This window comes from Pseudomonas sp. K5002, from assembly GCF_013386655.1.
Classification (GTDB): Bacteria; Pseudomonadota; Gammaproteobacteria; order Pseudomonadales; family Pseudomonadaceae; genus Aquipseudomonas.
On sequence record NZ_JACARK010000377.1, the window covers coordinates 1 to 13,879 of the forward strand.

Genomic DNA, 13,879 nt, shown 5'->3' on the forward strand with positions numbered 1-13,879 from the left:
GTGCCCGAGGGCGAGCAACATTGGCCCTACAGCGAAATCTACCAGCGCCAGATGCAGGCCGAACTGGGTGAAGACACCGAGGTGCGGCTGCGCATGCATGTGTCGCCGGCGCTGTGGGTGCGAGCGCCGAGCCTGGGGGAGGACTGGCTGAAAGTGCCGCTGTATCCGCATCCGTTGCGGGGGCAGAAGATCTGGAACGTGCTGGGCTGGTTCCTGGCGATTGGCTTGCTTTCCACCGCGTCTGCCTGGATTTTCGTGCGCCAGCTCAACCAGCCGCTCAAGCGCCTGGTGTTTGCCGCACGCCAGCTGGGCCAGGGCCGCAGTGTGCGCCTGCCCATCAGCGATACGCCGAGTGAAATGACCGAGGTGTACAGCGCGTTCAACCAGATGGCCGAGGATGTCGAACAGGCGGGGCGCGAGCGCGAGCTGATGCTGGCGGGGGTGTCCCATGACCTGCGCACGCCGCTGACGCGTCTGCGGCTTTCCCTGGAACTGATGGGTAACCACACCGACCTTACCGACGACATGGTTCGAGACATCGAGGACATGGACGCGATTCTCGACCAGTTCCTGGCGTTTATCCGCGATGGCAGGGACGAGGTGGTGGAAGAGGTCGACCTGACGGACCTGGTTCGCGAGGTGGTTGCGCCCTACAACCAGAATGGCGAGCAGGTGCGCATGCGCCTGGAGCCGATCCAGCCGTTCGCGTTGCGTCGGGTTTCGATGAAGCGCCTGCTGAATAACCTGATTGGTAACGCGCTGCATCACGCTGGTTCCGATGTGGAAGTAGCAGCCTACGTTTCCGGGGATACCAGTGCGCCTTACGTGGTGCTGAGTGTCATGGACCGTGGGGCCGGCATCGATCCGGCGGAACTGGAAGGTATCTTCAACCCGTTCACCCGCGGCGACCGTGCCCGGGGTGGCAAAGGCACGGGCCTGGGGCTGGCGATTGTGCGGCGGATTGCTTCAATGCATGGCGGCAATGTCGAATTGCGCAACCGGCCGGATGGCGGCCTGGAAGCGCGAGTGCGCTTGCCGTTGGGGCTGATGTTGCCCAGGGACGCGGTCTAAATGTGGGAGCGGGNNGACTGATCCACTGCCTTCGCGAGCAAGCCCGCTCCCACACTGGTTTTGCGGTGCTTTATAGGTCGGGTGTATTCAGCCCTTGCCTTTGGTGCGCGTCATATTCGGCCCACCACTCTTCTCCAGATGCTGAATGATGATCCCCGCCACATCCTTGCCGGTGGTGGTCTCAATTCCTTCCAGGCCCGGTGACGAGTTCACCTCCATCACCAGCGGCCCGTGGTTGGAGCGCAATATATCCACACCCGCCACGCTCAACCCCATGACCTTGGCTGCCCGCAGTGCGGTCATGCGTTCTTCCGGGGTGATCTTGATCAGGCTGGCACTGCCGCCACGGTGCAGGTTGGACCGAAACTCACCCGGCTTGGCCTGGCGCTTCATCGCGGCAATCACCTTGTCGCCCACCACGAAGCAGCGGATATCCGCACCGCCGGCTTCCTTGATGTACTCCTGCACCATGATGTTCTGTTTGAGGCCCATGAACGCCTCGATCACCGACTCGGCCGCAGTCGCGGTTTCACACAGCACCACGCCGATGCCCTGGGTGCCTTCCAGCACCTTGATCACCAGCGGCGCGCCGTTGACCATCTCGATCAGGTCGGGAATGTCATCCGGGGAGTGCGCAAAGCCGGTGACCGGCAAGCCAATGCCACGGCGCGACAGCAACTGCAGCGAGCGCAGCTTGTCCCGCGAACGGGCGATAGCCACCGATTCATTGAGGGGAGACACCCCCATCATTTCAAACTGGCGCAGTACCGCGCAGCCATAGAACGTCACGGAAGCACCGATACGCGGGATCACCGCATCGAAGCCTTCCAGCGGTTTGCCCCGGTAGTGGATCTGCGGCTTATGACTGGCAATGTTCATATAGGCGCGCAACGTATCGATCACCACCATCTCATGGCCACGTTCGGTGCCGGCCTCGACCAGGCGACGGGTGGAATACAGACGCGGGTTACGCGACAGCACAGCGATCTTCATGCAGCACCTGTGGCAGAGGTAGTAGAGACCGGGAACACCGGCTTGTCTTGAACGTATTTGACGCCGGGACTGACCACCAGTTGGCCGTCAATCAGGGCCTTGGAGCCCAGCAACAGGCGGTAACGCATGGCCTTGCGGCAGGCGAGGGTGAATTCCACCCGCCATACCCGATCGCCCAGGGCCAGGGTGGTGCTGATCACATACCGCACCTGGGCCTGGCCGTTGGAGCTTTTAATGGTTTTCATCGCCACCAGCGGTGCTTCGCAGCGCCGGTGACGCAGTTGCACCACGCTGCCCAGGTGCGCGGTGAAGCGCACCCACTTTGCACCGTCGCGCTCAAATGGCTCGATCTCGGTGGCATGCAGGCTTGAGGTACTGGCGCCGGTGTCGATCTTGGCGCGCAGGCCTGCCACTCCCAAGTCGGGAAGTGCCACCCACTCACGCAGACCCACAACGGTCAAATGGTCAAATGTCTTCAATATGAATAACCGGCAATTAATTCGCCCAGGCGGCGGGTGATACCTCGGCCAGGGCTTTGAATGCAGGCTTGGCGAACCAGTAGCCCTGCATCAGAAATATTCCACAGTCGGCGAGAAAGTCCCGCTCGCCGGCGCTTTCGATGCCCTCGGCGATGACAGTAACGCCCAACTGCTCACAGATTGTGACAATCCCCCGGACGATCACCTGACGGACACGATCACGGTCGACATCGCGGATCAGCGCCATGTCGAGTTTGATCAGGTCAGGTTGGAAATCGGCCAGCAGATTCAGCCCCGAATAGCCCGCCCCGAAATCGTCGATGGCGGTCTTGAAGCCGAATTCGCGGTATTCACGCAGAATATTCGTCAAATGGCGATAGTTATCTACATGCTCGCTTTCCAGGGTCTCGAAAATCAGCCGATCCAACGGAAAATTATGCGCCCGGGCCGCCTCCAGGGTGCTGCGGATGCACAGTTCTGGTCGATAGACCGCGTTGGGCATGAAGTTGATTGAAAGGTGCGTCTGCATGTTGAGTGTCGAAGCGGTGGCGATCGCGCGGGTGCGGCATTGCTGGTCGAAACGGTAGCGATTGCTGTCGTTGACCTGATCCAGCACCGTCAACGCGCCCTCACCGTTGACGCCGCGCACCAAGGCTTCATGGGCAAAGACCGACTGGTCACGCAGGTCCACGATAGGCTGATACGCAAAGGCGAACTCAAAGCCCAGCGGCTCACTTTGCTGGCAGCCCGCACAGGCTTGTTTGGGCGAGGTCAGTGAAATGGGAAAGTCGGTCACACGTTAACCTCGCGAAAACAGGATGCTACCTGGCGTATCTTAGGTGAGCTCAAGGGTTTATGCGTTGAAGGGTTTCAACGGTAAAGTTGCGACATTTTTCAGAGCGAGGAATTCAAGTGGCTCAGAAGCAGGAAGAGGAAGAAAAAGTCCGTTTGGACAAGTGGTTGTGGGCGGCGCGTTTCTTCAAGACCCGTGCCTTGGCCAAGGCGGCGATCGAGAGTGGCAAGGTGCATTGGCGCGGCGAGCGTTGCAAGCCCGGCAAGGAGCCACGCATCGGCGATGAGTTTCAGATCCGTGCCGGGTTTGATGAGCGAACCGTCGTAGTCCAGGCCCTTTCAATTGTGCGAAGGGGCGCTCCCGAGGCGCAGGCGTTGTATACCGAGACCGAAGCCAGCATCGCCAAGCGCGAAAACGCGGCGGCCATGCGCAAGGCCGGCTCCCTGGGCATGACCACCGACGGCAAGCCAAGCAAGAAGCAGCGGCGCGACCTGTTCAAGTTTCGCGGCAGTGGCAATGATGATTAATCGGCAGACCGCAGGAGCCAGGTCGGCTCCTGCTATTTCAACTCAAACGCTGCGAATCACGCTCAAGCGCTTAACCAGCGGTACTCGCCGAAACAACTCAAACACCGGGCCCGTCACTCGCACCAGCCCCCGCGAAACCTTCGCTGCAAAGGGCGTGTAGTAACCCCAGCCCAACGCCAACAGCGCCAGCAACACCCCACCGATATAATCGTCCTGCCCCCAATGCGCACCGGCTACCAGCCGCGGCATCATGAACAGCAGCGCCAAGCCCCAGATCACCAGCACCTGCCCGATCCGCTTGGCAAACACGGTCATGAACATCCCCCAGATCAACAATACCGATGCATGATCCCCCGGGAAGCTCTGGCTGGAGCGGTCCTTCAACTCCCATGTCTTCTCCAGGCCCGGGAAATAGTCGCTCATCTGAATCGCGCCGCTGATCACCATCGACGGGCTATGGTGTTGCCAGCCCATCTGCGCCGCCAGCTTGGAAAACAGCATGCGGATAAACAGCAACAGCAGCAGAATGCCCAGGAAGCCGAAAAACGCCTGGCGCACTTCAATCGCCTTGAACACCCAGTCGCCACGGATCAACAGCGTCAGCAGAATCACCCCGACCACCGCGTCAAACGGCCGCAAACTGGCCACCGCCCACACATGCAGCCACGCGGAGCTGCTTGCCAGCGGGTCATTGAGCAGATGAAACAGCCACTCGTCGAAAACCGTGCAGAGCGCCTGGCCCGCCGGCCAGAGCCAAAAACACAGCAGCCCCACAGCGAGTAAATTACACAGGGCCAATCGACCGAGGTCCCACCTGGCTTGGAACAAACCCGGATTGTTCATAAACTGTTTCCTCTTAGCTTTAAAGCGCTTCGTTTTCCCGCAGAAGGCCGCACCAAAACGGTGCTAAAGCGTGTAATTCTATAAACCTTGTCATCTTTTTGTCATCAATTCAGATACCCAGACCTATGACTGATCTACCGGATACCGACTTCACCCAACGCTTCATCTTCGACGACAGCGACGCCCGCGGCGAACTGGTCGCCCTGGAGCGCAGCTATGCCGAAGTCCTCGCCAAGCACCCCTATCCGGAGCCGGTCGCGCAATTGCTCGGCGAACTGATGGCGGCTGCCTCGCTGCTGGTGGGCACCCTGAAATTCGATGGTTTGCTGATCCTGCAGGCCCGTTCCGAAGGCCCGATCCCGCTGCTGATGATCGAATGCTCCAGCGAGCGCGAAATCCGTGGGCTGGCCCGCTACGACGCGGACCGCATCGCCCCCGATGCGACCCTGGCTGACCTGATGCCAGACGGCGTGCTGGCCCTGACCGTCGACCCGACGGTAGGCCAGCGTTACCAGGGTATCGTCGACCTCGACGGCGAAACCCTGTCCGACTGCTTCACCAATTATTTCGTGATGTCCCAGCAAGTGGGCACCCGCTTCTGGCTCAACGCCGACGGCAAGCGCGCCCGTGGCCTGCTGCTGCAACAACTGCCGGCCGACCGCATCAAGGACGAAGAAGACCGCGCCGACAGCTGGGCCCACATCACCGCCCTGGCCGGCACCCTGAAAGCCGAAGAGTTGCTGGGCCTGGATAACGAAACCATCCTGCACCGCCTCTACCACGAAGAGGCCGTGCGCCTGTTCGACGTGCAGTCCCTGCGCTTCCACTGCAGCTGCTCCCGCGAACGCTCGGCCACGGCCCTGGTCAGCCTGGGCCTGGAAGATGCGCAGGACCTGGTGGTGGAACACGGTGGCAACATCGAGATCGACTGCCAGTTCTGTAACCAGCGCTACCTGTTCGACGCCGCCGATATTGCTCAATTATTCGCCGGCGCGGGCGTAGACACCCCTTCAGGCACCCGCCACTAAAACGTTTAAGCACAGGTAAATCACCTGACAAACGCCGGATTTCCGCCGTTCTGACCGGAGGGCCCTACTCTTTTTGGGCTTTTCTGGCATAATCCGGCCCACTTTTTTCGCGGTAGTAGTGCGCAACTTTCTACTACAAAACGTTTGGAGCACTCGGCCACTGGCCGACGGGGAACCTCATGACGCAAGCCAATAACGCCGTATACACCGATCTGAGTGTTGACGATCTGGTCAAAGAAGCCCTGCAGCGCGGTGAAGGCGTGCTTGCCGATACCGGTGCGCTGGTCGTAGAAACCGGTCACCGTACCGGCCGTTCGCCAGTCGACCGCTTCATCGTTGAAGAGCCTTCCACCCAGGCTGCCATTGCCTGGGGCCCGATCAACCGCAAGTTCCCGGCCGACAAGTTCGATGCCCTGTGGGCTCGCGTCGAGGCATTCAACAACGCGCAAGAGCATTTCGTTTCCCACGTTCACGTAGGGGCTGCAGAAGACCACTACCTGGCCGTGAAAATGACCACCCAGACTGCCTGGCAGAACCTGTTCGGTCGTTGCCTGTTCATCAACCCGGCCCAGTACAACCCGGCCGGTCGTGACGAGTGGCAAGTGCTCAACGTGGCCAACTTCGAGTGCGTGCCAGAGCGTGACGGCACCAACTCCGACGGTTGCGTGATCCTCAACTTCGCCCAGAAAAAAGTCCTGATCGCCGGCATGCGTTACGCCGGTGAAATGAAAAAAGCCATGTTCTCGGTGCAGAACTTCCTGCTGCCGGCCTCCGACGTGCTGCCGATGCACTGCGCCGCCAACATCGGCGAAGCCGGCGACGTGACCCTGTTCTTCGGTCTGTCGGGCACCGGTAAAACCACCCTGTCCGCCGACGAAAGCCGCTACCTGATCGGCGACGACGAACACGGCTGGGGCGAAGGTGTGGTGTTCAACATCGAAGGCGGTTGCTATGCCAAGTGCATCGACCTGTCCGAGAAGAACGAGCCGGTGATCTGGAAAGCCATCAAGCACGGCACCGTGCTCGAAAACGTGGTGATCGACGATGCCAAGCACGCCGACTACACCAACGTCAGCCTGACCCAGAACAGCCGCGCCGCCTACCCGCTGGAGCACGTGGCCAAGCGTTCCGAGAAAAACCTCGGTGGCGAGCCAAACGCTGTGATCTTCCTGACCTGCGACCTGACCGGCGTACTGCCGCCCGTGTCGATCCTCAGCGAAGAACAAGCGGCCTACCACTTCCTGTCCGGCTACACCGCTCTGGTGGGCTCGACCGAAATGGGTTCGGGCGGCGGCATCAAGTCGACCTTCTCCACCTGCTTCGGCGCGCCATTCTTCCCACGCCCGGCTGGTGAATACGCAGAACTGCTGATCAAGCGCGTGCGCGGCTTCGGCTCCAAGGTCTACCTGGTCAACACCGGCTGGACCGGCGGCGGCTACGGCGTTGGCAAGCGCTTCAACATCCCGACCACCCGTGGCGTGATTGCAGCGATCCAGAGCGGTGCGTTGATTGGTGCCGAGACCGAGCACCTGGATACCATCAACCTGGACGTGCCATTGGCCGTACCGGGCGTCGAGACTGGCCTGTTGAACCCACGTAACACCTGGGCTGACAAGGCTGCCTACGATGAAGCGGCGAAAGCGCTGGCGGGTCTGTTCATCGAGAACTTCAAGAAGTTTGAAGTGAGCGATGCGATCAAGGCTGCGGGTCCGAAGTTGTAAGATTCAGCCGTTGTGAAAAAGCCGCCCCTTGTGGGCGGCTTTTTTGTGGGCGAAGGATCAGTCGACGAGGTGCAGAACCACGGCTCCCACTAACACCAGCACCACACCGGTCACTTGCACCGCTGACAGCCGCTCCTTGAAAAACACAAACCCCAGAATCGCGGCGATCCCACCGGACAGGGTGCTGATCACCGTCACCACGGAAACCGACCCCGCCATCGCGCCCCACGAGAATGCCGAGAACCCGCCCAGGTTCATCACGCTCGCCCCGGTCAATGTTGCGCAGTTTTTCAGCGGTGGGATTTTCAGGCCGTCTTTGACTTTGAGCACCATCAACACCAGCACGCACAGACCTACCAGATAACCCAGCCAAAGCATCGTGACCGGGCCAAGCGTCGGCAGGGTGTAGCGGCCCTGCACCCAAAAGCTTGTGCCGTAGAGCAACGCTGCGAGCATCGCGTAGGCGATTGAGCGGCTGGAACTGTTGTGAGGGACGCCATTGTCCTTGTGAATGCTGGACAGGATCACGCCAATTACGCAGAGATCGATGCAGCCGAGCTGGATCAGGCTGATGTGTTCGCCGCTGGCCCATGACAGCAAAGTAGTCACGACACCGTAGGACGTCACCAGCGGCGCGACAATCGCCGCTTTGCCCAGCGAGAAGGCCTTGGACAGCGCAAGGGCGCCGGAGACGGTCAGCAGGGCTGCTGCGGCTCCCAGGAGCCACACACTCAAAGGCGCCGCGAGGGATTTGACGAGGAAGGCCGGGAATATGACCAGCAGCAGGGTCATGATCAGGAAGCCCAGCGCCTGGCCGAAGTACACCGCGCGTTTGACGCCGACAGCTCGGGCGTTGAGGCCCACGAGGAAGTCCGTGCCGCCCCAGAGCAGGGCGGCCAGCAGGCCCATTAGTACGTCCATGTAAGGTCCTTGGTTGTAGGTGCGAGCTTGCTCGCGAAGGTCGTTAACGATAATGCGGGCTTTCAGGGGGAACGCGGCGCTCTCAGGGTTTGCGTGTCCCAGCGTTGGGCCTTGATAGCCAGGTAAAGCATGCCGATGGTCAGCGGGATTTTGTCGCCGCGGCCTTTGGCTCTGTGCTTCAGGAAGACATCGAAGACGGGAGGTTGGAAATAACGATAAGCGTCGTAGTCGTTCAAGTCGACAGCGAAGTCTTGCTCCAGAGCTTCCATCAATTGATTGGCTTCGGTGCCGTCGCAGCCCAGTTCGAGGTTGATGGCGGTTTCAAGGCGCAGCGTCTTATGTTCGGGCAGGCCAATTTCTTCATGCAGCAGTTGCAGGAGCTGCTGCATCGCGATGTCTTCGGGGAAGTTGGGGGCCAGGTTCATGGTGGTTACGCGAGAGTGGGTGGAGGCGACCGACTTTATCGATGGCACCGCGATCCTTCAAACGAAACTGGTCAAATGTGGGAGGCGGGCTTGCCCGCGATGGCGGTGTTTCAGTGGTAAAGGTGTTGTCTGACACTCCGCTATCGCAGGCAAGCCAGCTCCCACATTTGATCGTTCCCACGCTCCGCGTGGGAATGCATCCCGTGACGCTCCGCGTCACCAGTGTTCATGGCTTGGGTCGTGCGCGGATGACGGGACGCGGAGCGTCCCTGGCGGCATTCCCACGCGGAGCGTAGGGAACGATCGGGGCTAGCGCGGGGTGCTGATACACCGCTCGAAAATCGCCTCCAACCCCCGATAATCACACGCCACCGCATCGATGTTCGCCGGTATCCACGCCGCATTCTTCACCAGCCACCAATTCACCGAAAACCCGGCATTCACGATGATCTGCTCGAACAGAATCCGCTGCGCCCGGCCGTTCCCTTCGCGAAACGGGTGGATCACGTTGAGGTCGCCATAAGCTTCGGCGACTTGCGTCACCAACTCCGCCTGCGTCACCCCGACAAACCAGTTCGCCTGCGCCATGTGCTGGATGATCTTGCTCGCCTCAGGCGGGATGCGCTCCGGTGTGCAGAACAGCGTGTCGCCTTTCTGGATGTTGACCGTACGCAGTTCCCCGGCCCATTCGTAAATGTCTGCGAACAGGGTGCGGTGGATGTGTTGCAGGCGTTCCAGGTCGTAGGGCGGGGGATACAGCGGAAGGCTGCCGACAGCGATTTCAGACAGTTCCCGCTCGGCCTGGTGCAGGCGTTCTTCGTCGAACAAATCGAGGCGGTTACGCAGGACGCTGCTACCGGGGTAGCAGTACGGGTCCTGGCCCACGCCATATTTGTCGAGCATCAGCGTGGGGTGTTGCGGTACTTGGCGAGGACGGCTTCGCGGGTCGGCAGGGGTTTGTCGACGTCGGCGGGCTGGGTGTCGAACCCTTCCAGGCGCAGGCTGGCCAGGTAGTTGGAACGACGGATCTTGTCGTAGTGATCCTGCTTTTGCTCAAACGTCAGTTCGGCCATGACAGCGTCCTCTCGGTGCGAAGGTTGATTGTAGCGCAATGAGTTTCGAGATGCGTCCCGCGTAAGGTTGGAACGATTCTTACGGGTGCCTACTCCACTTCCCAGGCTGTGTATCATCCAGACTCTTTTTTCCTTGCGACCTTTCTCGATTCGCTGAATGCGCTGGTCTATGTTTTGGGCTCGTTCAGCGGTCAATGGAGTGACAGCTTATGCACAACACCCTCCAACAGGTCTTTGGTTATCCACAGTTTCGTTTGGGCCAGGAGGCGGTGGTCAGTGCCGTGCTGGCCGGCCGTTCGGCGGCGGCGATTTTTCCTACCGGTTCCGGCAAGTCCCTGTGTTATCAACTTTCCGCCGTGTTGCTGCCGCACCTGACGCTGGTGGTGTCGCCGTTGCTGGCGCTGATGCAGGACCAGTTGGGTTTCCTGCAGCGCCACGGTATCTCGGCGGGCAGCATCGACTCGGCCCAGAGCCGCGATGATGCCAATGACGTCATGGCCCGGGCGCGTTCGGGCGAGCTGAAGATCCTGATGGTTTCCGTGGAGCGCTTGAAGAACGAGCGCTTTCGCAACTTCCTGCAAAGCGTGCCGATCTCGCTGCTGGTGGTGGATGAGGCTCACTGCATTTCCGAATGGGGCCATAACTTTCGCCCGGACTACCTGAAGCTGCCGGATTACCAACGCCAGTTCCGCATCCCCCAGGCGCTGCTGCTGACCGCCACGGCGACGCCCAAGGTGATCGCCGACATGCAGGCCAAGTTCGCCATTGCACCTGACGATGTGATCACCACCGGCTTCTACCGCTCCAACCTCAACCTGCTGGTTGAGCCCGTCAGTGGCCAGGACAAGCGACGACGCCTGGTGACGTGGATGCAGGAGCGAGCCAATCAGCCAAGCATCGTCTACGTCACGCTGCAAAAAACCGCAGAGCAGATTGCCGAGCATTTGAATCGCAATGGAATCCAGGCCGAGGCTTATCACGCGGGCCTGGCTCACGATAAGCGGGAAGCCATTCAGAAGCGATTCATGGGCGGGCAGTCCAACTGCATCGTCGCCACCATTGCCTTCGGCATGGGCATCGACAAAAGCGATATCCGCAACGTGGTGCACTTCGACCTGCCCAAATCCATCGAGAACTACAGCCAGGAAATCGGCCGTGCCGGGCGTGACGGGCAGCCGTCTGAGTGTCTGGTTCTGGCCAACCGCGACAGCCTGAATATCCTGGAAAACTTTGTGTACGGCGATACGCCGGAACAGGAAGGTATTCGCCGAGTCCTGGAGGAAATACAGGCGGTCCGTGCCGATGGACAGTGGGAGTTTATGCTCCGCTCACTGTCGGACCACAGCAACATCCGTGAACTACCGCTGAAGACCTTGCTCGTGCAGCTTGAACTCAAGGGTGTGATTGCGCCGCGCTACGCGTTTTATGCCGAATACCGCTTCAAGTATTTGATTGAACCAGAGGCATTGCTGGCGCGTTTTACCGGCGAGCGGCAGCAGTTTGTCGCAGCGATTATCCAGGTCTGCAAACGGGCGAAAACCTGGGCGACGGTGGACTTCGACGCGCTGTATCAACAGCACCAGGCCGAGCGCAGCCGGGTGGTGAAGGCCCTGGATTACTTTCAGGAACAAGGCCTGATCGAGATGGAAAGCCGGCAGATGACCGAGGTTTACGCCCTGCTGAATACCGACTTCGATCCACAGGCGCTGAGCACGGAGTTATACACAGGCTTCAAGCAGCATGAGGTGACGGAGGTGGCGCGAATTCACGCCATGCTGGATCTGTTCGCGACACAGGAGTGCCTGGGTTACCGCCTGGCGCACTATTTCGGCGATGAAAACGCGCCCCGGCAGTGCGGGCACTGCTCGGTGTGCCACGGTAACGTCGCCCACTTGCCGGCGCCGCCGAACTTGCCGCCGCTTGTGGATAAAAACTTTCTCGCGCTGTGCGGTGAATTTATCCACAGCCACCATGAGTACAGCGGCGACCTGCCGAGCGCGGAGCGGCTGACACGGTTTTTATGCGGTCTCAGCGTGCCGTTGTTTACCAAGCTGAAGGCACGAGGGATTCCAGGTTTCGCGGTACTGGAGGAGTATCCCTATGCAGAGGTTCGTGAATGGGCGGAGGCAGGGTTGGAGGCACTCTGATTTCCGGCCTGGAGGGTCGCGCTTTCCCTTCCAGTGGCAGACGCCGCCGACAGCCGGACCGTGCCCGCAGGTGAGAAGGTTTGACGCTTCACTTCTTCTGCAAAGGAATTGCCCATGGCTTTTGGTTTTTCTCGTGGTGTTGTCCCCGGCGTCTTGCTGTTCGCCGGGCTGCTGGTCGCACAAGGCACGCTGGCCTCGGTCATCCCGTTGAGCGTGAATGACTGTCGGCAGATGCAGCTTCGCAACACTATCACCGCCGCCAATCCATTGCCCTGCGCACGCCTGGCGCGGGTGACGTTCAGCTATGTGGACTTTGGCGGAGTGCTGCATAACAACGGGCAGCTCGTGGTGCTGGATGCCATCGCACCCCATGTGGAGGAGATCTTCAGGCTGTTGCTGCAACGTCGGTTCCCGGTGCATCAGGCGGTCAGGCTGGAAACCTATCGAGGCAACGACAAGGTCTCGATGGCCCGCAACAATACCAGTGGTTTTAATGGGCGCCAGGTCAGTGGCGCTTCGGGGTGGTCGCTGCACGCCTATGGCGCCGCGATTGACCTTAACCCTCTGCAAAACCCATTCGTTTTGTTCGGGCGTAACCCGCGAGGCGAATTCACCGGCCAGGCCACTGTTGAGCCCAGGGCAAGTACCGCAAATGCCGTTAACCGCCTGGATGCCCGCCCCGGCAAGCCGGCGCGCCCTGGCCGGGCAGAAGAGGTGATTGACCTGTTCGCCGAACACGGCTTTTTGACCTGGGGTGGTTATTGGGATTTTCCGCTGGATTACCAACACTTCCAGATCGGCCGGCGTTCGTTCGTGGAGTATCTGGCGCGGGTCACGCCGCAGCAGGCCAGCGCTGCAGTCGAGACCTATATCACCGCCTATCGCCAGTGCCTGCAGCAATCGGCCGAGACGGATCAAGCGCTCAAGCGTATGGCGTGCGTCCAGCAAACGATTGAGCAAAGCCCAACCTAGGCTTGCGGGTAGTGCTTGAACCCAGTATCAAGAGAGCCTCCTCCTGCCCGGGTTTTACCGATGACCAACGCCATGCCACAACGCGCCGATTACCGCCACTTCCAGCCGATCATCACGCGCTGGCACGACAACGATGTATATGGCCATGTGAATAACGTCACCTACTACAGCTTCTTCGACACCGCGGTGAATACCTACCTGATCGAGCAGGGCGGGTTGGATATTCATGACGGCGAAGTGGTTGGGTTTGTGGTGAGTTCGGCGTGCGACTACTTCGCCTCGATTGCCTTTCCGGACCGCATCGAGATCGGCCTGCGGGTGGGCAAGTTGGGCAACAGTTCGGTGCAGTATGAGTTGGCGGTGTTCAAGGCGGGAGAAGAAGATGCCTGTGCTGCGGGGAGGTTTGTGCATGTGTTTGTGGATCGGGCGTCGAACCAGCCGGTGACGATCCCGGGGATGTTGCGCGAGGCGTTACAGCGATTGGTGATCTGAATACGATCTGCGAAACAATGAAAGTCAAATGTGGGAGCGGCGCACCGCCGCTCCCACATTAAACCCGCGTTGTTCTTTCGATTCGCGTGTTACCGGTGGTGGCGATAGTGATGCTTGTTTTTGCGATGCCCATAAGCATGGCCGCGCCCGCGATGGTCATCGCGGTCATAACGGCGGTTATCGCGCCCACGGTAACGACGATCATCGTCATCGCTCTTGTTGCCCATGTAGTTGCCCAGTGCACCACCGGCGCCACCGCCGGCTGCTGCGCCGATCAGGCTGCCGGTGCTGCCGCCGACACTGCGACCCACCACGTTGCCGCCTGCCGCGCCCAATGCGCCGCCAATGGCTGCTTCACCGCGGCTGCGCTTGTCTGCGCCCACCGCACTGCCAC

At 60.3% G+C, this 13,879-nt stretch carries 16 protein-coding genes; 7 read left to right on the plus strand and 9 right to left on the minus strand.

Features of this window, described 5'->3' with window-relative positions; all coding sequences use genetic code 11:
• The coding region (locus tag HX846_RS17935) for an ATP-binding protein (protein ID WP_178965820.1) at positions 1 to 1,071 on the plus strand (1,071 nt) is incomplete at its 5' end.
• A gap of 87 nt (positions 1,072 to 1,158) precedes the next feature.
• Here the strand turns inward: HX846_RS17935 and rimK are convergent.
• The 3 genes from rimK to HX846_RS17950 are packed head-to-tail and all read right to left on the minus strand — an operon-like array spanning position 1,159 to position 3,339.
• Positions 1,159 to 2,064 (minus strand): 30S ribosomal protein S6--L-glutamate ligase, encoded by a 906-nt coding sequence (rimK, locus tag HX846_RS17940; RefSeq protein WP_003213178.1) that lies wholly within the window; start codon positions 2,062 to 2,064, stop codon positions 1,159 to 1,161.
• On the minus strand, positions 2,061 to 2,525 hold the full coding sequence (locus HX846_RS17945) for an ATP-dependent zinc protease (protein ID WP_371132397.1): 465 nt from the start codon (positions 2,523 to 2,525) through the stop codon (positions 2,061 to 2,063). The genes rimK and HX846_RS17945 overlap by 4 nt, the downstream gene beginning before the upstream one ends.
• Before the next feature lie 34 nt (positions 2,526 to 2,559).
• A complete protein-coding gene (locus tag HX846_RS17950) occupies positions 2,560 to 3,339 on the minus strand; it encodes an EAL domain-containing protein (protein WP_003213183.1) in 780 nt (259 codons plus the stop codon).
• Between the two features lie 116 nt (positions 3,340 to 3,455).
• Between HX846_RS17950 and HX846_RS17955 the strand changes: the two genes are divergently transcribed.
• Complete coding sequence (locus HX846_RS17955) at positions 3,456 to 3,863, plus strand: RNA-binding S4 domain-containing protein (RefSeq protein WP_003213184.1); 408 nt, start codon at positions 3,456 to 3,458, stop codon at positions 3,861 to 3,863.
• A gap of 42 nt (positions 3,864 to 3,905) precedes the next feature.
• Here HX846_RS17955 and HX846_RS17960 read toward each other — a convergent pair whose 3' ends face one another.
• The gene (locus tag HX846_RS17960) at positions 3,906 to 4,706 is read right to left on the minus strand and encodes a phosphatase PAP2 family protein (protein WP_003213187.1); all 801 of its coding nucleotides are present in this window, start codon (positions 4,704 to 4,706) and stop codon (positions 3,906 to 3,908) included.
• A 125-nt stretch (positions 4,707 to 4,831) separates the two neighbouring features.
• Between HX846_RS17960 and hslO the strand changes: the two genes are divergently transcribed.
• Together hslO and HX846_RS17970 are read left to right on the plus strand one after the other, a co-directional pair.
• Complete coding sequence (hslO, locus tag HX846_RS17965) at positions 4,832 to 5,734, plus strand: Hsp33 family molecular chaperone HslO (protein ID WP_003213189.1); 903 nt, start codon at positions 4,832 to 4,834, stop codon at positions 5,732 to 5,734.
• 179 nt (positions 5,735 to 5,913) lie between these two features.
• The gene (locus HX846_RS17970) at positions 5,914 to 7,455 is read left to right on the plus strand and encodes a phosphoenolpyruvate carboxykinase (protein ID WP_177009301.1); all 1,542 of its coding nucleotides are present in this window, start codon (positions 5,914 to 5,916) and stop codon (positions 7,453 to 7,455) included.
• 57 nt (positions 7,456 to 7,512) lie between these two features.
• Here the strand turns inward: HX846_RS17970 and HX846_RS17975 are convergent, their stop codons facing one another.
• The 4 genes from HX846_RS17975 to HX846_RS17990 all read right to left on the minus strand — a co-directional run bounded on the left by HX846_RS17975 (position 7,513) and on the right by HX846_RS17990 (position 9,874).
• Positions 7,513 to 8,364: a DMT family transporter gene (locus HX846_RS17975; protein WP_178965823.1), complete on the minus strand. Its 852-nt coding sequence runs from the start codon at positions 8,362 to 8,364 to the stop codon at positions 7,513 to 7,515.
• A 74-nt stretch (positions 8,365 to 8,438) separates the two neighbouring features.
• The gene (locus HX846_RS17980) at positions 8,439 to 8,801 is read right to left on the minus strand and encodes a DUF1493 family protein (protein ID WP_178965821.1); all 363 of its coding nucleotides are present in this window, start codon (positions 8,799 to 8,801) and stop codon (positions 8,439 to 8,441) included.
• Between the two features lie 309 nt (positions 8,802 to 9,110).
• Positions 9,111 to 9,704, minus strand: coding sequence for a putative adenosine monophosphate-protein transferase Fic (locus HX846_RS17985; protein ID WP_008435782.1), 594 nt, complete (start codon positions 9,702 to 9,704; stop codon positions 9,111 to 9,113).
• Positions 9,704 to 9,874, minus strand: a complete 171-nt coding sequence (locus HX846_RS17990) for a YhfG family protein (protein ID WP_003213201.1) — start codon at positions 9,872 to 9,874, stop codon at positions 9,704 to 9,706. Before HX846_RS17990 ends, HX846_RS17985 begins: the two co-directional genes overlap by 1 nt.
• Before the next feature lie 209 nt (positions 9,875 to 10,083).
• Between HX846_RS17990 and HX846_RS17995 the strand changes: the two genes are divergently transcribed.
• The 3 genes from HX846_RS17995 to HX846_RS18005 all read left to right on the plus strand — a co-directional run bounded on the left by HX846_RS17995 (position 10,084) and on the right by HX846_RS18005 (position 13,485).
• The gene (locus HX846_RS17995) at positions 10,084 to 12,021 is read left to right on the plus strand and encodes an ATP-dependent DNA helicase RecQ (RefSeq protein WP_102367894.1); all 1,938 of its coding nucleotides are present in this window, start codon (positions 10,084 to 10,086) and stop codon (positions 12,019 to 12,021) included.
• A 114-nt stretch (positions 12,022 to 12,135) separates the two neighbouring features.
• Complete coding sequence (locus tag HX846_RS18000; protein ID WP_178965822.1) at positions 12,136 to 12,993, plus strand: M15 family metallopeptidase; 858 nt, start codon at positions 12,136 to 12,138, stop codon at positions 12,991 to 12,993.
• 60 nt (positions 12,994 to 13,053) lie between these two features.
• Positions 13,054 to 13,485 (plus strand): thioesterase family protein, encoded by a 432-nt coding sequence (locus HX846_RS18005; RefSeq protein WP_003213207.1) that lies wholly within the window; start codon positions 13,054 to 13,056, stop codon positions 13,483 to 13,485.
• A gap of 89 nt (positions 13,486 to 13,574) precedes the next feature.
• Here HX846_RS18005 and HX846_RS18010 read toward each other — a convergent pair.
• On the minus strand, positions 13,575 to 13,879 hold a 305-nt coding region (locus HX846_RS18010), incomplete at its 5' end, for a glycine zipper domain-containing protein (RefSeq protein WP_256739833.1).